This window comes from Gimesia aquarii, assembly GCF_007748195.1.
Classification (GTDB): domain Bacteria; phylum Planctomycetota; class Planctomycetia; order Planctomycetales; family Planctomycetaceae; genus Gimesia; species Gimesia aquarii.
Window position 1 is genome coordinate 5,681,658 of record NZ_CP037920.1, and the last position, 24,609, is coordinate 5,706,266.

Below are 24,609 nucleotides of genomic sequence, written 5' to 3' on the forward strand. Positions count from 1 at the left end.
CGTCATGACCAGATAACAACCACTCGCAAGAGCCTGTACAATCCTCACTAACAGGATCTTCAGTGCATTTGGATCCCGGTTCCTGATCCAGATAGTAATGCGAAGATGCTTGGAATTGACACCATGCAGAACAAGGGTCAGGATCTGCCGCAAAACTCTGTTTTGTGGTTAGATTAAAGATATAAAGGATATTGATCACAGTTAACCCCAAAAGTAATATCGGCAGGTATTTATTAAATTTCATAACTGTCCTTTTTCGCTTAAATTATTTTAGTTATAGAGGCTGAATCTACGTGATGATAAATTAAAAAACTATGTTGTTTTTTTTCTGTACATCATAATCCCAATAATAATGAATACGAAGAGGATGTTTCCAATGATAAGTATCAATACCATCGAGGAACGATCATTTTCTAAATTAACTGGCTGAGCACGTGAAGCCGGTTTTTCTTTTTTACCAAACCCTGGTTGCTCAGAAAATTTTTGTATATCGGAAATTGGTTTTTGAGCACTGGCCATAGGAGGTCTCTTGCCACCCTTTGAAAGAGGAAGATAAGATTCCGCATTCTCAAATTTGACGACGTTGACTCCAGCAGGAACAGCGATCTGAAATATTTCTGGGCTTAATTTGGGATTTATCTCAATGTGACTAAACAGAAACAAATCCAAAACTTTGATCGTCGGGGAGTTTTTGAAATAACTTGCATCCGCAATTATTCGCGGTACCGGGACGCCTTTGGGTGAAACTATTTCATTTGACTGAATTTTTTCAGACCGGTAGTCACCATTTAGAGATCGTCTTGCATAGTAATATACAAACCCTGTTTCTTTATTATATTTTAGAAGCCTCGTTTTGGATTTCATCGTACAAAAATTCAATTGTGGGCAGCTATAGTCAACATTTCCTTTGAAAGTTGAAGATGGTACCTGGTAGAGATAGTTTGAACGATTGGCAGAGATCAGTCCGGAATAGGACCCGTGGACATTTGCTTGTTTCTGACCCTCATAGTAATCTGATTCTTGACCATTGTTGCGAACTACTGTATATGTTTTACCCTGTATTACATCTTCTATACGTAAGGAATCCGCAGACATTACAATAGAAAATGGTCTCCAATATCCCCCTGAAGGAGTTGTGATATTAAGCTTTGATTTTAAGTTTTCTAAGGTGATCTCATTTTTATCAATAAATGGGATCATTTGATTCTGGACCAACTCTTCAAATTCAGTATGAGTAAAAACAGTTCCTTTCTGTTCGAAAAGACCGACAAACCTGAACCCTTTCAGCTCAAATGATGTTACTGAAGAATCCCAAGTCTTCCAAAGAGTTTCTAAGTGTTTGAGTTCAGCCTCTGCTTTATTGCCAGATTCGTTCTGTTCAACAGCCTCTGCATTTTGGTTTAGTAAAAAAACAAAAGTCAGGATTAATAAGAAATGGTAAATTCCGGTAGAAGGTTTCTGCTCTTTCTCATTTTCTGAACGCTCAAAAAGACTATTTCTCATCTTTGATTACCTTTGCAAAATAGCTAATTCTTGTGGAGTGATATTTTTGATTCTCAGGGGTAATCGTAAATGTTCCGGTATAGGTTCCCGGCTTATCTCCACTGAACTTTGTAGTAAGAATAATCTGCTGGCTTGGTTCATTGGTGTTTTTTTTGAATTTAAGCACTCCAGGACCATCCTGTTTTCCAGTTGCAAAAAAGAATGGCTCTTTATCAAACGTAGAAATGAGGATTGATCTGGATTTTGGAGTATCCGGATTCACAATGCCAAAATTGATCGAGCGTATTGTATCGAGTTGGCTTGCATCTTTAATGGATACAGGAATTCGCAGATTTGGTGATTTATTAAGAGCCGATGACGCAGTGCCGGATGGCGTTGACATTTGAACATATAGACTCTCTGTTTCATATTGAATTTGATTTAGTTTAGCAAGCTGCTTCAGCGTAAACAAAACTTTGTATTCGTGACGAAAAAAACGGGTAGAGATCATCTTGGAGTTACCTTGAGGGACGATTTCTATATCAAGGTCATCCTTTAGAATATCAGAGGGATTTGCAATTAAAGCATTCTTAGGGTCTTCTATTGGAGTAGTCACATACATGAGAGCTGAAGACTCATTTGCAAGTCGTTTTTTGGAGTTTATTACAAACTCAACTTCTTGAATATTTGTGCTAAAATTCTTATAGACACCAAATTTCGAGAACATTTTTTTTTGCAGAAGAACTTTCTCTTTGGATGGTTCTTTCGCGATCAACTCAAAAGATCTATTAATTGTTTGTGGTGAGGACGGAAGTCTTGTCTTCAGTCCAATCACCAACGATGTTCTGGTATTTAGTGAAATACCTTCGTTGACTTTTAATAATTCCCCTTTGGCTAAAAATGAAATACATCCGCAGCTCGGAGACGCAACGGAAACCTCGATTTCATTTGATGAATTATTCGTCACACGAAATTCCTGGATACGTTCCAGATTAAATCCCTCTCTTCTTAGATCCGATTCTAGAAATTCATTCTTTGATGGAATTTTTGTAATGTCAATTTGCAAGTTAGTTGGGAAATCAGATTTTACTTGGGGCTTATTCGAAGTTCTCTGTGACTTAAGCGAGAAGAATAAAATGAACTGCAAAATCATAAGTACACTAAGCAAGGCTACAATTAGATTAGATCGCATCTGCGTCTGTTTCCAAAGTTTAAGTGTTTATCTGACAGTATTGAATGCATGACCACTTTCTGTTGATTGTAATAGTCTACAAATTATAACTCAACCTTTCTTAAAGTATTTAAATTAAAATAGTAATTTATTTTAACACCTAGCAATGACGTGATACACCGATCGCCATGTCAAGACATCTCCTTAAAACTCTAAAATAAGTGTTCAGATTATTTGTGTTCTAATCACTTAGTAAAGGAGACAAACCCATGTGGCACATTGGTATCGATCTTCATCGGAGAACGGTTATCATGTCGACGTTCAATGATTTTGGAGAAGCTGTCTCTGCTGTGACAATCGAGTGCAGGAATACCATTGCTATTCTTTGATTTTCTGCAACTACTCAAACCGTTCCGGGCGGTTGTGAAGCCTGCTGCGAACTCTCGCTGGATATATAATTTACTCCCTGAGGAAGGAACTATCCTGTTGGCCCATCCAGCGAAATTATGCTTGATGATTCAACGACGAGCCAAAACAAATCGTCTGGATTGTCAACTCCTGGCAAACCTATTACGGATTAACCAGATCACACCCTTAAATCCTCCCTAGACGATTATCAGCAACTGGAAGAACTACGGGGATCCTTTTCTTCAAGTAGAAGCATTACTTAATATTCACGGATATATACATTACGGCTCTGGTCATTGTCGCCGAACTGGGGAAGATCGAACGATTTCGCTCTGCGAAACAAGTAAGGGCTTATGCAGGATTGACATCGAAAGTGAATCAATCGGGAGGTCGCTGTTATTATGGTTCCATTACCAGGCAAGGACCTCCCTGATTACGTTGGGGTCTTACCGATGTAGCGATTCATGTGATCCGGCGCGATGCCCCCTTGAAAAAGTTCTATAACCGAATTCGTAAACGATCTGGAGCCGAGAAAGCTTGGATTGATGGAGATTTTATATAATAGGTCCAATCAGTTTTGTGGTCGGAAAGAAATACAGGGATGGTGGCTATCGCTTTAATTAAAGGAGGATTAACTAACTCTCCGAGCGTCTGTGGATAGATGCCAAATCTTTTAGCACATTTAGTATGAATCGGCATCAAGTAACGTATGGACTATTTGTTTGGAATTGTGTCACTTCCTTTGCTTGATTATCAAATGTTCTCCTCGTCAAAAGGATGTTAAAAACCTTCGTTAAGATTGGAAAAGTTTTTGAAAATCAATACACCATTAATGGATGGATCCCGATTCAAGGTCTTTGACAAGTTCTGCCAAAACCGCGGGGTCTTCCGACGTAAGAATATGATCAATCCGCGAGGCAGGAATTTCCAAACGTTCCATGATGTCACGGGCTTTGTCCCAAAGCTTTGCTTTTTTCTTGCCCTCTGCCAAATAGAGATTTGTGCACAACTCGGCTAATTTTTGCTGGTCGATCGATTCGCGGTTATCATAGTAGCGTTTGATCACATCTTTTTGATAATTTGAATATTCTGCCATCTGAGAGGATTCACTCCTGAGCTTGTTTTACGAATTTATAAGGGAATATTGTAGTATCTCCCTGCCAAATATGGATAATGAAGATTTTTATCGGTTTGAAAGACCACTTTGCTGACTAAAATCTATGCTAAGTCTCAACTATTTAATAACTATGAATCTGGTCGAAATAGCAATATTTTTAAAGAAATTATTACTAAATCTTGCAATAATTTAAGAACTCGAAATCCTTGCAATCAACTTAAAACTCCTATTGTATATATTAACCCCAAATCATCCGACTTAAAAAAATAATGCTACTAACGATCTGAGGTTACAAGACTTAGTACAGCAATGAGTCAAAAAGGCCGAAAAATCAGATAAGTTGACTCTCAAAAATAGTCTGAGTACATTTTATCTGAGATAAGATAGAGTAATAATATCAGCTATGAGTTGCCTCTATCAGGTAAAACACAGAATAAAATACTAGAAAAAGTGCTAGCAGTTTAAAAAGACCGGAGCTACAACGTGTCCGTCACACAATTCACTGAGCAGGAATTAAAGGATCTTGAAGAAAAATCCACTATCCCACGATTTTTATTCTTACCGTTGGGAGCTGTTGGACTTTGGTGCATAGCAGCTTACTGGCCCAATAATGCGATCGGCTGGCAAGTATTCTGGACACTCTTTACTTCTTATTGTCTCTTCTGCTGGACCAGTTGCTTTCATGAATGCTCGCACCACACACTTTCTGGATCTAAAAATGCAAGTATCTGGTTAGGTCGTTTTCTGGGAACAGCGATGTTTGTGCCTTATTCGATCTACAGAGAAAGTCATATTCGCCATCACGCCTACTTAAATAAACCGAGTGACTGGGAACTATGGCCGTACTCAGACCCCAATACGTCACTCCGCTTTCGAAGAGTCTTTATCTGGTTCGATCTCTTCCTTGGCCTTTTCATGGCACCCTACATTTATGGACGTATTTTCTGGCATAAAGACTCACCGATCAAAGATCCGAAATTACGAAGGGCCATCCGCTATGAGTATTCGTTTATAGTACTGTTCTGGGGATCGATTATTGGGGCCTGTGCCTATTATGGCACGCTTTGGGACTTAGCACGTGTCTGGTTCCTGCCCCACTATCTGGCGGGAATTTATCAAAATACACGTAAGTTTACCGAGCATTTGGGAATGAGCAGCTACGACCCTATGTTGGGAACACGAACTGTCGTTGGCTCGAATATCATTACCAAGTTATGTACGTATTTTAATTTTGACATTTTTGTACATGGTCCCCACCATCGTCATCCCAGAATTGCTCACAACTTACTTCTGCAAAAAATGGATGACTATCAGGAACAAAACCCGGACGTCAAATATCCCGTCTTCACGACCTACTGGGGCGCGATTCTCGACATGGCTCCCTCGTTTATTTCCAACCCGGGAGTTGGCATGAATGCGGGCGCCCCGCCACCGGCCAAAGAGAAAAAACAGATCGACAACTTCGTGCAGGACGTGGCACAGGAAGTCCTGGCAGATACTGACCATGTCAGTAAAAAGTGATCCTGAATTGTTTGTATTAGGACTCACTCATTTATTAGGTGTCGCGTTGATAGAATGGTAACGCAGCTACTTTCACAGGATATCGTTTCCCACGAATATCAGCTTCCAGCGTCTGACCTGCTTCTGCAAATGACGGCTTCACATAAGCCATTCCAATGGGGGCTTCGAGCGTGGGAGAAAAAGACCCCGATGTGACTGTTCCCACTTGTTGATCCCCCTGAAACAAGGGAGAGCCTTCCCGGGCAGCACGTTTTCCGTCCAATATAATACCCACACGGATCTCTTTGTCGTCGCGTGCTTTTGCTGCAATTAAAGCTTCTTTGCCAATGAAATCAGCGCCCTTCAGCTTCACAGCAAAGTTCAGACCAGCGGTAAACGGATCAATTTGCTCGTTCAACTCATGGCCATATAAAGGCATTGCCGCTTCCAGTCGCAGTGTGTCCCGACACCCTAATCCCGTGGGAACCAAACCAACCGCCTGCCCATCAGCAATCAACCGCTCCCAGAGTGTAACAGCATGCGTTTGATCAAGCACGACTTCGAAACCGTCTTCGCCCGTGTAACCGGTTCGGCTCACCAGGGCATCCACACCCAAAACTTTGGTTTCGATTCCGAAATAATATTTGATCTCGCTTAGATTCGCGTCTGTGATCGGATTAAGCACATTCAGTGATTCCGGCCCCTGTAAGGCCAGCATGAACTTTTCAGTGGTTTGGTCTTCAACTTGAACATCAAACCCCAAGCGCTGTTGTTCAATCCAATCCACGATCTTCAATCGATTTGAAGCGTTAACTACCAGCATATAAAAATTGGAAAACCGGTAAACAAGCACATCATCCAGAATTCCGCCTGATTCATTTGTCACCAGTGAATAGCGAATCTGACCTGGTTTAAGAGATTCTACATTGTTCGTCAGTAATGTATCCAGAAAACGACAGGCATCCGGGCCTGTAAAAAAAAGCCGTCCCATATGGGCAATATCAAAGAGACCTGCTGTTTTTCGTACGGCATGATGTTCTTCGGTAATGTTGGAATACAATAAAGGCATGTCCCAACCTGCAAAATCAACCATGCGGCCACCATGCTCAACATGCCATGCATGACAGGCAGTGAATAACAATGAATCAGACAAGGGACTTCTCTCTTTTATCTCGGTTGAAAACAGATTTTTTGATCAAAATAGAATCAATTATTTTTTTGAAACGAGGCTGGTCTATTTTGAAAGCTTATGTTCCAACACGCAATCATCAGACAGCGGGAATCCCAAAATTTCAGAACTCTTCGCGCATTAAAAAAGCGAGGTCATAAACAGAATGCCTCGCTTTCATGAGTTGATATTGAACTGGGCCGGCTATTCTTTGGAGCAAAGCTGAGCCCGCAGATACTCTCGGTTGAGCCGGGCAATATTCGAAACAGAAATTTCAGCAGGACAAGCAGCCTGGCATTCTTCTGTATTCGTGCAGTTTCCGAAGCCTTCCAAATCCATCTGTGTCACCATATTCTGTACGCGTGACGCACGTTCCGGTTTGCCCTGAGGCAGTGTTGACAAATGCGATACTTTCGCAGAAACAAACAACATTGCGGCTGCATTCTTACAGGCCGCCACACAGGCGCCACAACCAATACAGGCAGCCGCATCCATGGCTGTTTCCTGAACTGTTTCAGGAACCAGGACCGCGTTTGCATCAGGCGCATTACCGGTATTTGCAGAAATGAATCCGCCCTTCTCAATAATGCGATCAAAGGCACTTCGATCCACGACCAGATCGCGTACTACCGGAAATGCCTGCGCGCGCCATGGTTCGATGACAATCGTATCACCATTTTTGAAGCGACGCATATGTAATTGACAGGTTGTCGTACCAGAATCTGGCCCGTGTGCCTGGCCGTTGATCATCAGGCTGCACATACCACAGATGCCTTCGCGGCAATCGTGATCAAAGGCAATCATTTCTTCGCCTTTTTCATTCAACTGCTCATTCAGGACATCCAGCATTTCCAGAAATGACATGTGTGTGGAAATCTCTTTCAATTGGTATTCCACATAGCGTCCCGGTGCATTCGCTCCCTCCTGCCGCCATACTTTGAGCGTTAGATCCAGTGTCTCGCTCATTATTTATAACTCCTCGTAGCCAGAGGTACTTCGACAAATTCCAAATGCTCGCGATGTTCGACAGGGTCGTTTCCAACTCCAGTGAACTCCCAGGCAGACACATGACAAAAATTGTCATCATCCCGTAACGCTTCGTTTTCTTTGGTCTGATGTTCCTCGCGGAAATGCCCGCCACACGATTCTTCCCGAACGAGTGCATCACGAACCATCAGCTCGCCAAATTCGAGGAAGTCAGCCAGTCGACCTGCGTGTTCCAGGTTCTGGTTAAGCTGTTCGCCCTGCCCCAATACTTTGATACTGGACCAGAACTCATCTCTCAGATCACGAATTTTACCCATTGCAGATTCCAGTCCCTGTTTCTCACGCGACATGCCACAATAGTCCCAGAGAATGTGTCCCAATTCCCTGTGGATGCTGTCTGAAGAACGCGTCCCCTGCACACCCAAAATTTTGGCATTGCGATCCTGGGCATTCGCCATCGCTTCTGAAAATGCTTCGTCTTCAGTGGAAACATCAGGCAAACTCTGAGAGCCAAGAAAGTGACCGGTAGTATAAGGAGCGACAAAATACCCATCCGCCAATCCTTGCATCAGTGCCGATGCGCCTAAGCGATTCGCGCCATGGTCCGAGAAATTGGCCTCTCCCAGTACGAACAACCCAGGAATGGTACTTTGCAGGTGATAATCAACCCATAAGCCTCCCATTGTGTAATGGACGGCAGGATAAATTCTCATCGGCACCTGATAAGGATCTTCGCCGGTAATCTTTTCATACATATGGAACAGGTTGCCATACTTTGCTTCGATTACATGTCTGCCATCACGGGCGATCGCGTCACGAAAATCAAGATAGACGGCCTGCCCTGTTGTCCCTACTCCAAAACCAGAGTCGCAACGTTCTTTCGCAGCTCGAGAAGCAACATCTCGTGGTACTAAGTTTCCGAACGCAGGATAACGACGCTCCAGGTAGTAGTCGCGCTCGTTTTCGGGAATTTCAATTCCGCGACGCTTATCATCCTGTGCCTGAGGAACCCAGACACGGCCATCATTTCGGAGGCTTTCACTCATCAGGGTCAGTTTGGACTGATAATCACCACTGACGGGAATACAAGTCGGATGGATCTGCGTGTAACAGGGGTTGGCAAAATAAGCGCCCCGTTTATGACAACGCCAGGCTGCCGTCACATTGGAACCTTTGGCATTCGTGGAAAGATAAAAGGCATTTCCATAGCCTCCCGTGCAAAGCAAAACACAATCCGCAGAATATTTCTCGAATTCCCCGGTGATCAGGTTCCGAACGATGATCCCACGTGCGACACCATCTACAACGACCAGATCCAGCATTTCCCGTCGCGGAAATAGTTTGACACGTCCTGTCCCCACTTGTCGCATTAATGCGCTATAGGCTCCCAGTAACAATTGCTGTCCGGTCTGACCACGGGCATAAAAAGTACGTGATACCTGAGCCCCACCGAATGAACGGTTCGTCAGTAATCCACCATAATCACGTGCAAACGGAACCCCCTGAGCGGTACATTGATCGATAATGTTATTGCTCACCTGAGCCAGACGATGTACATTCGCCTCACGGCTGCGGAAGTCTCCCCCTTTGACAGTGTCGTAAAACAAACGCCAGACACTGTCGCCATCATTCGGATAGTTTTTAGCGGCGTTGATTCCCCCTTGGGCGGCAATACTGTGCGCACGCCGCGGAGAATCCTGGAAACAGAATGACTGAACCTGATATCCCAGTTCAGCCAGGGAAGCAGCGGCCGAAGCCCCTGCCAAACCGGTTCCCACAACGATAATTTTGTGCTTCCGTTTATTGGCTGGATTCACCAGCTTCATTTCCTGTTTACAACGGTCCCATTTCTCAGCCATAGGCCCTTCAGGAACACGAGAATTCAGAACCGTAGTAGCCGCCTCGGCCATGATGTTAACCTTCAAAACGGAAACAGTTTAACAATTGCGTTTTCTGCAACAATGAATGAAACCAGAAACAATTAACGAATGAAATATCCCCAGATCGGTAGACTCACAAAACCAGCGGCAATGACAAACGCGAATATGATCGCCAGCTTTTTAATCCAGGGCATGTATTTGGGATGATTCAGCCCCAGTGACTGAAAGGCACTCCAGAATCCATGTGAGAGATGAAAACCAAGCACGATGGTTCCCACAATATAAAACGGAGCGCTCAGACTACTACCGAGTACTTGAATAATAATGTCATAAGGTTTTGCATCCGTATAATCGACAGTGGGATTCGCTTGCAATTTCATATCGATCATATGGATGACTAAAAATCCGAGAATGATTGAACCGGAAATAAACATCCAGGAACTGGTTTCCCCCATCGGAGTCCTGCTAAAGAGGGAAGGCTTTTCCTGAATCTTCGTTTGAGTCTCCCGATAACTGATGTGCCGCGCCCGTTGATTGTCGCGGGTTAACTTAAAAGCCAATGCAATGTGAACGAACAACAACAGAAATAAGCCTGTTTCTGCCACAGGTAACAGCATCATACTGTGTAATTCTTTTGCGTATGCGTTGTATTCCTTTGCACCAACATAGACCAGTAAATTTCCCGCTAAATGCACGACCAGAAAGCCACACAGCAAAAGTCCGGTGATGCCCATCACGAACTTTTGGCCAATGGAGGAGGAAAGAAGAGTCATGATCCACTTAGTGGCCGATCTTCCGCTTCCCGGAGAAGAGGACTGCTGTTGTTCTGCCAGTTTCGTCACCATAATTCAGCTTTCACCCGGTTACCCTAAGGCGATCCCGCAAATAATGTTGTGAAATAAAATTTCGTTAAAGCGGTGGCTTCTTCAGCCCCACATTTGAACTTCTTTGCTTCTTTAAAGACAGGTGTTTCAATTCGTAATACAACTTAAGTTATTATATTTCTTTACCTTGGAACATCAATCTTCACCCGATTATAAACTACATCCCTTTTTGAAATTTCAAGGACTTCATCCAGATTGATCACAAAAAAGTCTCTTCACATTAATATTATACGCTGCTACTTATCATCGGACAGTCAGCAAATGATCTCCGCTCTCATTGTTCTTTACTGCTATTTTCTTTTTTTCTTTTTGCCTCGTTGTGATTTCAGCTTGCGGCTGTTCTTTTTTGTATTTCCTTTTACTTTTGAAAAGGACTTGGACGACTTCCCTCCTCGTTGTGAAGCACCGTTCTTTGCGGGTTTCCCCGCTTTTTTCGAGTTCGGCAGACGAAAGTCCAGTTCGCGACGGTCCAGATCAATCTTTTCAACTTCGACAGTCAATAAATCACCGATTCGATATTCCTGTCCTGTTCGTTCACCGACAATACTGAATTTAGCAGAGTCGACGTTAAAGTAGTCATGCTTTCCCAGTCGGCTGATATGTAACAGCCCTTCAACTGGTACATCCGTCCCTCTGCAAAACAGACCAAAAGTTTCGACTCCTGTGATCATCGTATTGAGAGTTTTAATTTCATTATCGATCATCCAAGTAAGTAGTTTTACTTTCGTCAGCTCTCGTTCTGCCGCTTCTGCCCGTCGTTCCCGCAAGGAAAGTTCCTGACCTAACTGCCTTAATCCTTGTGGACTTTGTCCTTTGCCCTTCTCGGGTCGTTCTATAATTTCGTCGATCATCCGATGAATGGTTAAGTCGGGATAGCGACGAATGGGACTGGTAAAATGACAATAATGATCTACTGCCAGTGCATAGTGACCTAACTCTTCGTCTGTGTACTCAGCCTGCTTTAAGCTACGAAGCAAAGCATAATTAATCGCCTGTTCAACGGGTGTGCCATGCACCTGCTCAACGATCTTCTGAAGGTCCTTACGACTTTGCGCCTTTTTCAAAGTGTACCCCAGGGCATTCACGAAGTCTGCAAATGCCAACTGGCGAGGCAACTCAGGAGAGGGATGCACGCGTCTCAGAAATCGAAGTCCGCGGTCATTGAAGGCTTCTGCCACCGCAATATTTGCTGCCAGCATAAACTCTTCGATGATCTGGTGGCTTTCATCATGTTCACGCTCAACCGCACCACTCACGCGGTGTTTGGCATCAAATGTAAGCCTGACCTCCGAAAGATGTAACTCCAACGCCCCCGCTGAAAATCGGCGTCCACGCAGGATCATAGCCAAATGATGCATATTTTTCAGCAAACTACGAACGGGAGTGGAAACGTTACCGCCTTCCTGATCACGCCCTTGTACGATTGGCATGACCTGTTCATAGGCAAAACGCTGAGTGACTTTAATAACCGAATTTGCAAATTCCGTATGTACGGGAATTCCCTCTGCCGTGAATTCGATCAACGCAGATTTGGTAAACCGTACCTGCCCCTCCTGCAAACTCGCTAATCCATTCGAGATGACTTCTGGCAACATCGGAATGACTCGTCCAGGCAAATAGACACTAGTGCCACGATTTTTCGCTTCACGGTCCAGAGTAGAACCTTCTTTGACAAAATGAGCCACATCTGCAATATGAACTCCTAACAGCCAATGACCTCGTTCGTCTCGGCTTAAAGAAATCGCGTCATCAAAATCCCGCGCGTCTACAGGATCGATTGTGACAATGGTCTCTTTTGTCAAATCTCGTCGATCACCCCATTTTTTTTCATCAAACAAACTGGCTTGTTCGCGGGCCGCTTCGAGTACTTCCTCTGGAAAATCCATTGGAATCCCAAATTCATAAATAATCGAAAGTAGATCAACGCCCGGTTTACCATGGGGACCAAGTACTTTCGAAATCACACCCTGGCCAAGATAATTCTTCGAGGGAAACCGCAGGATATCGATCACTACTTTATCATCTGAGCGCACCCCTTTGGCCCCCGGGTCACCCACGTGAATCGGAGAATTAAAGATTTTGCCATCAACGTGGACATAACCTTCTCCTTGAGCCTCAAAATACGTTCCCACAAATGTGGTCGAAGCCCGCTCGATGATCTCTACCACCCGGCCACAAATCTGGCCACCACTTCGCCTGCGATTGACAACGGTAGCGTAGACTTCATCTCCCGTTTGAGCATCACCCAAATCACGTTCGGAGATATAAAGATCTCCCGCGTGACGTTGATCGTGGGCAATATCATCGGGCTTATGATGGGGAATCAGGTATCCCGCACCGGAATTGGTTTTCTTGATCGTGCCCGCGATCCATCCTTCTTTCTTAACAGGACGGATTAAGCCGGAATCAGAAACCAGAATATCCTTTCTGGCACGCAGACTCTCCATGGCCTGCTCAAATTCCGCAGCCGTTGATTTGGAGCCTCCCACTTTTTTGAGTAGCGATTTTTCACGCACAGGTGTGTAACCGGGCCTGGTAACGTAATCGAGAATTTTCTTCTCAAAATCGGGCATCACCTTAATCCTCGGTCATTCCCTTAAATAATTTTCGCTGCAAGCGGGGCGAATAAGGGGTCCAGCTTGATGTCGAATTCAGATCATCATCAATAAATCGTGCGAACTCATTTACCTTGGCGTCTAAATTATCAAGATGGTGTAATGCCACTGCTTCGGGGGTCATCGGCAAGCGAGCACTGCCAAACTCATAGGTACCATGATGACTGACGATCATATGTTTCAGTCGAAGTTCCGCCTCCCGCGGAAACGATTCTCCCGTCATTTCCTGATAGGCATTCACCTTTTCCGTCAACATCTCCACGCCGATGATCAAATGACCTAATAGCTGTCCTTCATCGGTATACACGAATTCGTTTTCATAACCGAGTTCACGTACTTTTCCGATATCATGTAAGAAAATCCCCGCTAACAGGAGACTGAGATCAACTTTGGGATATAAATCGGCCATTCGCTGAGCAGTTTCCATCAGATTAACGACGTGCTCAATCAAGCCACCATGATAAGCATGGTGAGTTTTGACCCCGGCAGGTGCTTTGCAAAATTCTTCCATGAGCGTTTCATCAACGAGAAAACACTCCATTAAAGTCCGAATCTCATTATTATCGATGCCCAGTAAGATCTCACGCAGTTGAGCCAATAGCTTTTGCACATCCTGTGAGGCTTGAGGTTGAAATTCAGCCGGATCCAGGTTTTCTGCAGGTACAGGTTCGATATAGGTTAAGATCACCTGTAACGCGCCTTGAAAAAGATGCACCTTCCCCTTCACCTGCACATAGTTGCCTGCCTGAAAATGCTGCATGCGTTCTTCAAGAACATTCCACATGCGGGCATTCACAACTCCTGTACAATCTCTTAAATCTGCTGACAAAAAAAGGCTGGCATTGCGATTTGCACGTAACTGCTTATCAACTAACAGGTAAACTTCATTTACCGTATCACCATCCTTCAATTGATTTATATATTGACGAGACATCTCGAATCGGCTTTCAGAATCACACAAAAAAACGCTGTTATCGATCTTAAGTTTCTCTAAGAATCACAATAGAAAGATCTTAAGCCGTTCGATTCTGCTCAACAAGTCCGGCACCTGTCCGTTCTGAAAGTCTGTCCTATTTGCTTTTCGTGGCTTTGCTTTAAATCCGAAGAACAGACTCAGCTGATTCGATGAAAATCAAACAAGTCAATTATGAGCACAGACTTAGGTCAATTTGAATAATTTCCTTCGCACTGAAGCCGAACCTTTTGAATACGATTCTGTTCTGCTAGAATACGCGGCCATCCACAAGGATGGTGTCCTAACAATTAACTTAAACAAATAATATTCACGTAAACACATTCAAATAAAACACTTAAGGAAATAACGTGCGCTGGACGAATACCCTGATCCCCACCATCAAAGAAGTGCCCGCCGATGCAGAAATCCCCAGTCATCAACTAATGTTGCGGGCGGGACTGATTCGTCAATTGATGGCGGGTGCGTACTCCTATCTCCCGCTCGGCTGGAAAGCAGTGCAAAAAGCGGCCCAGATTGTCCGGGAAGAAATGGACGCAGCCGGCGCCGCGGAACTTCATATGCCTGCGCTGCAACCACTGGGGTTGTTCGAACGCACCCAGCGCAAAGATGCCTTTGGCTCCGTGTTGATTCAGTTCGACGTTCCACGAGGGAATCGACTCATTCCCATGGCATTGGGTCCCACCCATGAAGAAGTCGTCACCGAGTTGATGAGTCATTGTATCAGCAGTTATAAACAGCTGCCTTTGACCGTGTATCAAATTCAGACGAAATTCCGCAATGAGGAGCGGCCTCGCTTCGGTGTTTTGCGCACGAGCGAATTTTTGATGAAAGACGCCTACAGTTTCAGTTCCTCAGTAGAGCAACTCGATGAAATCTACGACCGCATGTATCGCGCTTATTGCCGGATTTTTGCGCGTTGTGGATTGAAATATATACCAGTTGAAGCAGAAAGTGGCCCCATCGGTGGTGATGCCTCGCACGAATTCATGATTCCCGCGGATAACGGTGAAGACTCGATCGTTTACTGTGAAGCTTCAGGATATGCAGCGAACCTGGAACGCGCAGATACGGGTCGTACCACTCCTGATATCAAAGTCTCTCAAAATGCGGCAGCGGTGGAAAAGAAAGCCACACCGGAAGCTACCAGTATTGAACAGGTCAGCAAATTTTTGGGATGCGAACCATCTCAAATGATCAAAACGCTGATTTATCTTGCAGATGACGAACCGGTTGCCGTCCTGATTCGCGGAGATCATGAAGCCAACGAAGGTAAAATTCGACGTGCTTTGGAAGCCGAATCAGTAGAACTGGCCGACGATGCAACCGTTCAAAAAGTCACAAACGCTCCCACAGGGTTCGCCGGGCCTGTAGGTATTCAGTGTAAAATTATCGCGGATCACGACATCCCTGTGATTGAAAACGCCGTCACGGGCGCCAACGAAAAAGATGCGCATTTATTGAATGTCAATGTCGGTCGAGACTATGAACTGGAAACCACGTATGACCTGCGGAATGCGGAAGCTGGCGACCCCTGCCCCAAAAGTGGTGAGCCACTCAGTATCGTGCACGGCATTGAAGTTGGTCATGTCTTTAAGTTGGGCACAAAATATACCGAAGCGCTCGATGCAGAGTTTCTGGATGAAAAAGAAAAACGGCATCCGATTATCATGGGCTGTTATGGTATCGGCGTGAACCGCATTGTCGCTGGTCTGGCGGAAACGCGACACGATGAGAACGGCCTGATCTGGCCTCTCTCCATTGCCCCTTACGAAGTGCTCGTCATTCCACTGAATACCAAAGACGACGAAGTCATGCAGACCGCGGAACGTTATTACGAAGAACTCAAAGCCGCAGGCGTGGATGTGCTGTTTGATGATCGTAATGCGCGGGCGGGAGTCAAATTCAAGGATGCCGACCTGATTGGAATTCCCTATCGAGTGGTCATTGGTGGTAAAGGTCTCAAGAACGGTGAAATCGAAACCAAATGGCGGACTGCGGAAAACGCAGAAATGATCGCCCTTGATGCTGGCATTACACCCATCCTCGAAGCCCTTGAAGCTCGTAAAGCCGAGGAATATCAAGCCGCCAATGTTCCTGAGTAAGATTGGCTTCTTTTCTGATAACGAAATTGGCGGTTTCAATCTTCCTGAATGGGATGTTGACACCGCACGATTTTATAGTCACTCGCTAATTTAAAGACCGTATCAGTCCAGTCAAAACCGTTGTGATGATATCGAATCTGAACTCCACGGACTGCCCCTTTTCGAAACGTAGTAAAGGCATGATCCAGCTTCAGTTGAGATTCATCGGCATACAACGTTTCGCCCCCTTTCGTCTGAACCGCTTGAATCTGAGTACAATTTTTTAAATCGCTGATATAATCGGCAAACTGTTTCTCTCCAAAAATGATCTCACGCATTTCAGGAATCGGAGGCCCTTCTTCAAAGATATGGTGCGTAGATGAGTCCATGCCATGCCTTTTTCATTGTAAATGGAGACAGATGCTATTGTTTTGTTATGGATGATTGTTGATTCATTTCATGACTTTTACCGGTGCGACGATGCAGTTTCACAAAGGAATGTTGATCCAATACGGCTGAGGGAGCATGACATTGCAAACAGTTCGTGAACCAGGGATGTGTGGTTCTTAATCCAGGGCGTGTGAGCAATCCGTGACAGCTCATACAATCTTCCCGCATAAAAGTCGCATGTGGTACGCTTGGCGGAGCAGTCGGATGTGCACGTAAACCAGGTCCCGGGCGCGCAACTCCCACAAACTGGTTTGGAGTATTCAACGGCGCAGCTTCGAAAGGACCGTCACTCCGCATTTCGACATGGCATTGCACGCAATTGTTAAAACGAGGGTGACTCATCTTACTTGCCGTTCGCTTACCAATCCGAACTCCCTCACCATGACAAACCAGACATTTTTCTGCACGAACATCATCAACAAGATGCGGGATCGTCGGGGGAGCACCTTCAAAGGCCCGTGTTTTTACTCGATCCAGAATTGCCATGTTTTTCATTTCTGGCTTTTTAATGACAGGATCAAAAATCCCAGGTTTTTGTTGCTTTAACTGCGAAAAGTGCATTGCCAGTTTGGGGTTCATCTTGAAGTCTGCAGTAGCGATATCAGAGTAGGAAACGACAAGAGGAACTGTTTCCTGATTATTTGATCGTTGATTCTGCGCAGGTCGTTCTTTCCAGGAAGCACGCATTGGGACCTGCTCTTCAGAAATACCTAAGAGGAAACCGACGAAGGCGCACCCCGTCAGGAAGACACCAGCCAGTAAAGGAAATCGTCGGTTAATCCAATCTGGAGTGGAACGTTCTTGCTCATTCATCGGTTCGATCATTTCCTTAACCAACCTTACTGATCCGCACAGCACATTTTTTGTAATCGGGTTGTTTACTGATCGGACAATGTGCTTCCAAAGTAAGCTGATTGATGAGCCGTTTTTCATCAAAGAAGGGAACGAATAAATGACCCGCGGGACAGCTTCCCCGCCCATCGATCCAGGCATTCAACTCCAACACTCCTCGACGCGTTTCAAGCTTGACCCGATCTCCCGTGCGAATTCCCAGCTTTTGAGCATCGTCTTTATTGATTTCCACATAGGCACTCGGCATCGCCTTGCGAAGCGGTGGCACTCGCATCGTCATGGTCCCCGTATGCCAGTGTTCTAAAACCCGGCCTGTATCCAACCAGAAGGGATATTCGTCGTCGGGTACTTCTGGTGGAGGAACATAGGGACGGAAAAAGATCATTGCCCTGTCGTCTCCCGTAGTCGAATGATAGAACTGGAACTTTTTCCCCTGTTCCACAAACGGATCGGATCCTTCCACAAACCGGTAAGCGGTATCCTTCCAGACTCCGTGTTTGTCCTGTGTCACCGGCCAGCGCATGCCGCGTGCCTTGACGAGTTCCTGATACGGGGCCACATGTTTGTGCTTGATTTCAGTGAACTGACGGTATTCTTCAAAGAGAAGTTCATCAACGTTGTAGTCGTAATACTTTTCCCAATCCCAGACAGGAACGGTCTTTCCCTTTTTATCTTTAAAGTGAAACAGGAATGAACCATCTTTTTTCTTCATCCCTTCGAAGCCATCCAGGAACAAACGGTGTGCCACTGCCAGTGTCTGCCAGCAGTCATCACGGGCCTCACCGGGTGGCTGGACCATCTTGAACCACTGTTGAGTGCGACGTTCCGAATTTCCAAAAACGCCATTTTTTTCAACCCACATCGCTGAAGGCAGAATCAGATCAGCTAACTTTGTGGTTGCTGTCGGGTAGACATCGGAAACAATGAGGAATTTGTCTTTCTGTTTTTCTTTCTCGTCAAATAGCTTATGCAAGTTGGGAAGAGTTTGACCTGGATTGGTCACCTGGACCCAAATCGTATCGAGCGAGTCTTTTTCTGCTGATGGCGAACAGAACTTTTCCCACATCTTCACCGCATGGTAACCGGGTTTGGGATTGATTCGACCTGGAGGCAGATCCCACAGTTTCTCTGCCTTGGCCGCGTGTTCGGGCTTGGCGACTAGCAAACCTCCAGGCAAGGCATGTGCCAGCGTCCCCACTTCACGGACTGTTCCGCACGCGGAGGGTTGCCCCGTCAGACTTTGAGGACCATCGCCGGGTTTTCCCCAATGACCACTTAATAAATGAACGGCATGCACGAGATTATTAATCGCAGTGCCCTGCGTGTGCTGGTTCATGCCCATACACCACAAACTCGTAATCTTAATATCCGGATTCCCGAATAATTCTCCCAACCAGACCAGCTCTTCTACAGAGAGACCACTGAGCTTAGAAACTTTCTCCGGAGTATATTCTGCAACGAGGGACTTATACTCATCAAATGTGATTGGCACTCCCTTCAGTGAAGCAGGACCTTCAGGACCACGGAAATTACAATATTTCTCGACAAACTCGCGCGAATAGGTTTTGTTTGCTATTAATTGATTGGCGATGCAATTCGCAATCGCCATGTCTGACTGGGGCTGCATCATCAACACATGGTCGGCCATCTGGCTCGTGCGGGTCCATCTGGTCGTCATGTCAACCAGAGAAATTTTATCGCCACGTATTTTGCGATCCATATATCTGCTGAAGAGAATCGGATGCATTTCAGAAAGATTGTTGCCCCACAATATCACACAATCCGCATGATCTAAATCACTGAAACCATTATAAGGTTCGTCTACTCCATACGTGCCGATGTATCCCGTCACCGCCGATGCCATACAAAGCCGGGCATTCGGGTCGATCATATTATTGGCAATTCCGGCCTTGATGAATTTGTTCGCGACATAGCCTTCCGGAATGGTCCATTGCCCTGAACCATAGATGGCAAACTTTTCCGGCGCTTTTCGGATGCGATCAGAAATAAGTTGAATCGCTTTGTTCCAGGAAATCGACTCCAATTTACCATTCACCCGAAGTTGGGGTTGGGTTAAGCGATCTACTCCATAGAGAATCATGCCGACATGGTAGCCTTTGACACAAAGCAGCCCTTTGTTGACGTCTGCCTTGCGGTCTCCTGTGATCGCGACAACTTTGCCATCCTTAACGCCAACTTGCACATGACATCCCGTTCCACAAAACCGACAGGGGGCTTTGTTCCACTCTACATCTTGTAAGACAGGTAGTGCGTCACCCCCCGGAGGCGTCGAAGACGACTTTGCGACTCCGGTAGCCAGGACTGTTGCTGCCGCCATCGCAGTTGACTTGAGAAAATAACGTCGGTCTGCCTGCTGATTCTTCATGAAACAGTCACTCCTGAGGTTCCACTTCTTGAGATGTAACGGGATTCAAATCTTCAAAACTGACAAAGGCGACTTCCACTTTGAGCACACCCGGTAATTGGGCGATTCTCTGAAACCATTCTCGTGAGTCGAATTCATCCTCAGCTTCGAGAACTATCGGGATTTTCGAACCATGCCTGTGCCCGACTTCAACGCAAGGAATCTGTGCAAGAGATTCTTCAACGAAGCTGTTTTCAGCGACATCATTAACGAGTGTGATCACCATACTGCTAATATTCATCCTGAGATACTCTCTTCTGAAAACCCGTTTGTTGCGTAAAGTTATCGACATCTTCTTCATAATTCAAGAAATAAAACTCTTTAATTCTTGAATTAGTTTGATAATTCCTATATCCTCAGCCGACACAAGAGTTAAACGGTGGTTTTTGACTGGGTCCAAAGCGAAGAAAAGGAGTTTCAGATGAAAATTTCGGCTGGAAAAATGCTCTTCTTCGTGGGGCTGATCATCATTTCCGCCATTGCCGCACAAATGTATGCAAGCGTGAAACAAAGGGAACGAATAGTAAGTCCTCCCCAAGCTGAATACTCAACTCTGTTTCCTGTGAAGATCAATGCTCCCAAGCCGTTGGCAGAGATTGCGACAGATCAGAAAGATGCGAAGGGGAATGCGATTCTCGTTTCCTGTCAATCTTGTCACAGCGTGCGCAGTCCGAATCCCCAAAATGGCTCAGCCGGGCCTCTGATTTCTTTTCACCAAGACCTGGATTTTGTGCACGGAAAACTTGTTTGTATTTCGTGTCATAATCCGGAAGGATACTATGCCGACTTTCGACTGGCCTCCGGAGAGAGCATCAATCCAGAGAACGTGATGACGCTCTGTGCTCAGTGCCATGGACCACAATTTCGTGATTATCAAAATGGGTCCCATGGCGGAATGACAGGACATTGGGATTTACGAAAAGGGCCGCGGCAACGAAATCATTGCGTCGACTGTCACGACCCGCACAAGCCTGCCTTCCCTCTGTTTCGCCCTGTTGCTGGACCGAATGATCGTTTTACTCCCCATCAGACAAAGGGAACACATGAGTGATTCAAACGCTTCGTTGCCAATTATTGACAATCCCGGAGTGAATCGACGCAGGTTTCTGAAAACCGCAGGGGCTACATTAGGCTTAGCCGCCTGGGCTGCAGCGATGAAACCGCTTTTGGATCTGACTCCTGAAGTCAATGCCGATGAGTTTTTACAAAAACATTACCGCGAACTGACCCCTGAGCAAAAAGCAGTCGTATTCAAACGACTCGAAGAAGAGGCAAAAGCAGAATACGACGTGGATGTCACCATCTCTGACCCACCGCCAATGGAAAACGTGCTCTTTGGATATGCCCTGAATTTGAGTGTTTGTATTGGGTGTAGAAAGTGTGCGGAAGCATGTCATATCGAGAACAATCACGATCGCGCGTCCAATAATTCTTATATCTGCGTCTTTGAGATGGAAAAGGGAGGCATTGATTTTGAAAAAGGAAATGCCACCTACGACCATCCGGTTCCTGCACCTGGTAAATATTACATGCCGGTGCAGTGCCAGCAATGTGAAAATGCACCTTGCGTCACCGCTTGTCCGATTGAAGCAACCTGGAAAGAAAAGGATGGAATTGTTGTCGTCGATTACAACTGGTGTATTGGTTGCCGCTATTGCGAGGCAGCATGTCCCTATCACGCGCGCCGCTTTAATTGGGAAAAGCCAGAAATTCCTGCAGAAGAAGTAAATCCGGACCAGTCCTATCTTTCGAATCGAATTCGACCGCAGGGTGTGATGGAGAAATGCACATTCTGTCTGCACCGAACACGTGAAGGTCGATTACCCGCCTGTCTGGAGGCGTGCCCCACAGGCGCCCGCGTGTTCGGAAATCTGCTGGATCCTGACTCTGAAATCCGCTGGGTCATTGAAAATAAACGAACATTTGTGCTCAAAGAAGAGCTGGGTACCAAACCCCGTTTTTTCTATTACTTCGATGAATAAAGCCACTAACAAACAAAGCATGAAAACATCATGAATTTGATCTCGATAAAACAGAATGGGAGTTCCTACAGTGGTTGAGGCTCAAATTCCATCCCCCCCTGCTCCACAAAAAAACTCAGCCGTATTGAGCTATCTTGGTTTTCTCCGGCGTGCCACCGGAGTTGCCACTGATGGGGAATGGTACTTTTATGTCTGGATGATTGTCTTATCGGGCATCGCACTAGTTGGAGCAAACGCCTGGGCACAACAGGTTCGCGATGGAATGATCGTGACAAACATGTCGGATCATGTGAGTTGGGGACTCTATATCGCAAATTTCACATTTTGTGTCGGCCTTGCAGCAGGAGGCGTCATGATGGTGATTCCCGCCTACCTCTATGATGATGAAGAGATGCATCAGGTTGTCATCATCGGCGAAGCAGTGGCCATCGCTGCGATTTTAATGAGTACATTGAGTGTGGTGGTCGATTTAGGGCGTCCCGATCGCTTTTGGCATTTGATACCAGGAATCGGTAAGTTTAACTGGCCTCTTTCGATGCTGACGTGGGATATTATCGTCCTTAACGGATACCTGCTGATCAATTTACATATCGTCGGGTATCTCCTCTATATGCGATACCTGGGCCGTAAGCCGAACCCCAAATGGTATATCCCCTTTGTATTCCTTTCCATATTCTGGGCCATCAGCATCCATACCATTACCGCATTTTTATATTGCGGTTTGGGGGGCCGCCCTTTCTGGAATACGGCGCTACTTGCGCCCCGTTTTCTGGCCTCTGCCTTTGTCAGCGGACCGGCATTCATTATCTTGTCGATGCGTGTGATGCGTCTGCTGACCGATTTTCATTTTTCGCCCAAACCTGCCAACACATTGATTCGAATTATCCGTGTGTCGATGTGTGTGAATTTGCTGATGTTATTCAGCGAAGTGTTCACACTCTTTTATACTGGTGGTTCTCATGCTTCCTCGGCCCAATATCTCTTTTTCGGATCACATGGAGCGAACGGGCTTGTTCCCTGGATGTGGGCCTCCATCGTTTTAAATATCGTTGGTGCCATCCTCTTTTTCACTCCTGCAGCCCTTCGAAGAGAGAACACCAGAATTGTGGCCTGCCTGTTTTGTATCGTTGGAATCTGGATTGAGAAAGGTATGGGTTTGATTATCCCCGGATTTATTCCATCAACGCTTCATGAAGTTGTAGAATATTCTCCCAGTCTCATAGAATGGAAAGTCACCGCCGGAATCTGGGCGTTTGGACTTCTCATTCTTACCTTGATTTTAAAGCTGATTGCCTCTGTTTTTTCTTATGACTTATCCAGGAAAATTTCAATGAAGCAAAACGTCGTTCCGGAAGAAACTCCTGCTACTACATCCATGCCGGTCGAGACAACGTAATGACACCATACGGAAAAACTGCACAAAACGCGATTGCCGCAATGAGCTTGATGGCAGAGGTCTATCATGATGATCCACCTGTCCGCCTGAGTTCCTTGCAGATTGCAGAGGAACGAAAGCTGATGAAACCCGTTGTCGCGAAAGTATTAACCGTACTTTCACAAGCCGGACTGGTGACGGGATCTCCCGGCCCCAACGGAGGATACCGCTTAACAAAGTCACCCGATTTAATCTCACTCTTCGATATCTGCATTCAATTTGATCGGCTTGAGGAATCATTGAATTGTCCCTTCGGAAAGGAATGGTGCGGAAACGGACCCCAGTGCCCGCTACATGACGAGCTTAAAGCACTCCGTGAAAACACGAATCGATTTCTTCAAGAGAATACGCTCGCCCTCTTCCGGACAAACAAAGAAGAGGTATCGTAAAAGCCGAAGAATATTGAGCCGCCAACGTTCCAGCTTGAGGTTTTTACTACCACGAAATTCACGAAAAAGCACGAACAACAGTGACGCTGCCGAGATCACTCATGTCGAGTTTCTAAATCGAATGCTGCTGCTTTTTGAATACTCTTTCATTCTTATATGGAATCAAACGTTGGTCTCTCTTGCCACTTTTTACGTTGTGATCGCTTACAATTTCTCTGCAAAACCAATCTGAAAACAAGAACATTATTGACATGGGAATACCACGTGCCATAATGTTTATTTACACTATGTTATTTAATGAAAATCTAATTGCTTGTGTATTTAATACTTCGGAGAGATCACATTGGAAGGCATCGGTACATTTGTAATAACACTAGTTGGTGGTCTTGTCATGTACGCCATCATTAATTGGGTAGTAAAAGAACCAGGTCGTCAGCTTCAAAGAAAATTCATCAAACTTGGTGACCTTCGCGGAAAGCACAAAGACGAGATAGTTCAAGTGGTGGGGCCACCTCAAAGTATTTCAGCGGTTGATGAATCGACGATTCTTTTACAATGGACGGCGACAGGTTATCTCATTGCACTGATCTTTGAAGCAGATATTTGTAAAGGCATCAACCAAGAAATTGCCACTTAAAACTGATTTGGTGATATTCTTGAGACGATCACTGAGTAGTTCGAAAGCGAGTATTATGCAAACAGTCGGTCTGATGATTAAACCATTGGCATTGCTCTCTAGACATCCCTTACTTCGATTCTTCCAGAACTCCCTCACTGCGTCTTAGTTGATGCGGCAAGTGAAATAAA

Annotated in this window: 22 protein-coding genes; 9 read left to right on the forward strand and 13 right to left on the reverse strand. The window is 45.4% G+C overall.

What is annotated here, in order from left to right:
• Positions 1 to 312: 312 nt before the first annotated feature.
• A complete protein-coding gene (locus V144x_RS21670; protein ID WP_144988083.1) occupies positions 313 to 1,503 on the reverse strand; it encodes a hypothetical protein in 1,191 nt (396 codons plus the stop codon).
• Positions 1,493 to 2,674 (reverse strand): hypothetical protein, encoded by a 1,182-nt coding sequence (locus V144x_RS21675; RefSeq protein WP_144988084.1) that lies wholly within the window; start codon positions 2,672 to 2,674, stop codon positions 1,493 to 1,495. The genes V144x_RS21670 and V144x_RS21675 overlap by 11 nt, the downstream gene beginning before the upstream one ends.
• A gap of 354 nt (positions 2,675 to 3,028) precedes the next feature.
• Here V144x_RS21675 and V144x_RS21680 point away from each other — a divergent pair, with 354 nt between their 5' ends.
• Both V144x_RS21680 and V144x_RS29055 read left to right on the forward strand, forming a co-directional pair.
• On the forward strand, positions 3,029 to 3,262 hold the full coding sequence (locus tag V144x_RS21680; RefSeq protein WP_144988086.1) for a hypothetical protein: 234 nt from the start codon (positions 3,029 to 3,031) through the stop codon (positions 3,260 to 3,262).
• 88 nt (positions 3,263 to 3,350) lie between these two features.
• The gene (locus tag V144x_RS29055; RefSeq protein WP_390620820.1) at positions 3,351 to 3,494 is read left to right on the forward strand and encodes a transposase; all 144 of its coding nucleotides are present in this window, start codon (positions 3,351 to 3,353) and stop codon (positions 3,492 to 3,494) included.
• A 396-nt stretch (positions 3,495 to 3,890) separates the two neighbouring features.
• Here V144x_RS29055 and V144x_RS21690 read toward each other — a convergent pair whose 3' ends face one another.
• Positions 3,891 to 4,157, reverse strand: a complete 267-nt coding sequence (locus V144x_RS21690; RefSeq protein ID WP_144988088.1) for a hypothetical protein — start codon at positions 4,155 to 4,157, stop codon at positions 3,891 to 3,893.
• A 504-nt stretch (positions 4,158 to 4,661) separates the two neighbouring features.
• Between V144x_RS21690 and V144x_RS21695 the strand changes: the two genes are divergently transcribed.
• A complete protein-coding gene (locus tag V144x_RS21695; RefSeq protein ID WP_144988090.1) occupies positions 4,662 to 5,699 on the forward strand; it encodes a fatty acid desaturase family protein in 1,038 nt (345 codons plus the stop codon).
• Positions 5,700 to 5,733: 34 nt separating this feature from the next.
• On the opposite strand, the gene gcvT is transcribed toward V144x_RS21695, so the two are convergent.
• The 6 genes from gcvT to V144x_RS21725 all read right to left on the reverse strand — a co-directional run bounded on the left by gcvT (position 5,734) and on the right by V144x_RS21725 (position 14,146).
• On the reverse strand, positions 5,734 to 6,831 hold the full coding sequence (gene gcvT / locus V144x_RS21700; protein WP_144988092.1) for a glycine cleavage system aminomethyltransferase GcvT: 1,098 nt from the start codon (positions 6,829 to 6,831) through the stop codon (positions 5,734 to 5,736).
• Positions 6,832 to 7,050: 219 nt separating this feature from the next.
• Positions 7,051 to 7,812 (reverse strand): succinate dehydrogenase/fumarate reductase iron-sulfur subunit, encoded by a 762-nt coding sequence (locus tag V144x_RS21705; protein ID WP_144988094.1) that lies wholly within the window; start codon positions 7,810 to 7,812, stop codon positions 7,051 to 7,053.
• On the reverse strand, positions 7,812 to 9,743 hold the full coding sequence (locus V144x_RS21710) for a fumarate reductase/succinate dehydrogenase flavoprotein subunit (protein ID WP_144988097.1): 1,932 nt from the start codon (positions 9,741 to 9,743) through the stop codon (positions 7,812 to 7,814). The genes V144x_RS21705 and V144x_RS21710 overlap by 1 nt, the downstream gene beginning before the upstream one ends.
• Positions 9,744 to 9,814: 71 nt before the next feature.
• Positions 9,815 to 10,558 (reverse strand): succinate dehydrogenase cytochrome b subunit, encoded by a 744-nt coding sequence (locus V144x_RS21715; RefSeq protein WP_144988099.1) that lies wholly within the window; start codon positions 10,556 to 10,558, stop codon positions 9,815 to 9,817.
• 329 nt (positions 10,559 to 10,887) lie between these two features.
• Complete coding sequence (gene rnr, locus V144x_RS21720; RefSeq protein WP_144988101.1) at positions 10,888 to 13,170, reverse strand: ribonuclease R; 2,283 nt, start codon at positions 13,168 to 13,170, stop codon at positions 10,888 to 10,890.
• Positions 13,171 to 13,174: 4 nt separating this feature from the next.
• The gene (locus V144x_RS21725) at positions 13,175 to 14,146 is read right to left on the reverse strand and encodes a 3'-5' exoribonuclease YhaM family protein (RefSeq protein WP_144988103.1); all 972 of its coding nucleotides are present in this window, start codon (positions 14,144 to 14,146) and stop codon (positions 13,175 to 13,177) included.
• A 389-nt stretch (positions 14,147 to 14,535) separates the two neighbouring features.
• Here V144x_RS21725 and V144x_RS21730 point away from each other — a divergent pair, with 389 nt between their 5' ends.
• Complete coding sequence (locus V144x_RS21730; protein WP_144988105.1) at positions 14,536 to 16,290, forward strand: proline--tRNA ligase; 1,755 nt, start codon at positions 14,536 to 14,538, stop codon at positions 16,288 to 16,290.
• 35 nt (positions 16,291 to 16,325) lie between these two features.
• On the opposite strand, the gene V144x_RS21735 is transcribed toward V144x_RS21730, so the two are convergent.
• From V144x_RS21735 to V144x_RS21750, 4 genes are read right to left on the reverse strand one after another with little or no spacing between them, the layout of a single operon-like run.
• Positions 16,326 to 16,658, reverse strand: a complete 333-nt coding sequence (locus V144x_RS21735; RefSeq protein WP_144988108.1) for a hypothetical protein — start codon at positions 16,656 to 16,658, stop codon at positions 16,326 to 16,328.
• Positions 16,659 to 16,692: 34 nt separating this feature from the next.
• Positions 16,693 to 17,532 carry a nitrate reductase cytochrome c-type subunit gene (locus V144x_RS21740; RefSeq protein WP_197998570.1) on the reverse strand — a complete coding sequence of 280 codons (840 nt, stop codon included), beginning with the start codon at positions 17,530 to 17,532 and terminating at the stop codon, positions 16,693 to 16,695.
• 16 nt (positions 17,533 to 17,548) lie between these two features.
• A complete protein-coding gene (locus V144x_RS21745; RefSeq protein ID WP_144988112.1) occupies positions 17,549 to 19,957 on the reverse strand; it encodes a molybdopterin-dependent oxidoreductase in 2,409 nt (802 codons plus the stop codon).
• A gap of 7 nt (positions 19,958 to 19,964) precedes the next feature.
• Positions 19,965 to 20,237, reverse strand: a complete 273-nt coding sequence (locus tag V144x_RS21750) for a chaperone NapD (protein ID WP_197998571.1) — start codon at positions 20,235 to 20,237, stop codon at positions 19,965 to 19,967.
• 180 nt (positions 20,238 to 20,417) lie between these two features.
• Here V144x_RS21750 and V144x_RS21755 point away from each other — a divergent pair, with 180 nt between their 5' ends.
• The 5 genes from V144x_RS21755 (at position 20,418) to V144x_RS21775 (ending at position 24,439) form a co-directional block, all read left to right on the forward strand.
• Complete coding sequence (locus V144x_RS21755; RefSeq protein ID WP_144988116.1) at positions 20,418 to 21,047, forward strand: cytochrome c3 family protein; 630 nt, start codon at positions 20,418 to 20,420, stop codon at positions 21,045 to 21,047.
• The gene (locus V144x_RS21760) at positions 21,040 to 21,978 is read left to right on the forward strand and encodes a 4Fe-4S dicluster domain-containing protein (RefSeq protein WP_144988118.1); all 939 of its coding nucleotides are present in this window, start codon (positions 21,040 to 21,042) and stop codon (positions 21,976 to 21,978) included. Before V144x_RS21755 ends, V144x_RS21760 begins: the two co-directional genes overlap by 8 nt.
• 70 nt (positions 21,979 to 22,048) lie before the next feature.
• On the forward strand, positions 22,049 to 23,374 hold the full coding sequence (gene dsrP / locus V144x_RS21765) for a sulfate reduction electron transfer complex DsrMKJOP subunit DsrP (RefSeq protein ID WP_197998572.1): 1,326 nt from the start codon (positions 22,049 to 22,051) through the stop codon (positions 23,372 to 23,374).
• Positions 23,374 to 23,802, forward strand: coding sequence for an RrF2 family transcriptional regulator (locus V144x_RS21770; RefSeq protein WP_144988122.1), 429 nt, complete (start codon positions 23,374 to 23,376; stop codon positions 23,800 to 23,802). Before dsrP ends, V144x_RS21770 begins: the two co-directional genes overlap by 1 nt.
• A gap of 343 nt (positions 23,803 to 24,145) precedes the next feature.
• Positions 24,146 to 24,439: a hypothetical protein gene (locus tag V144x_RS21775; RefSeq protein WP_144988124.1), complete on the forward strand. Its 294-nt coding sequence runs from the start codon at positions 24,146 to 24,148 to the stop codon at positions 24,437 to 24,439.
• The last annotated feature ends 170 nt before the right edge of the window (positions 24,440 to 24,609 follow it).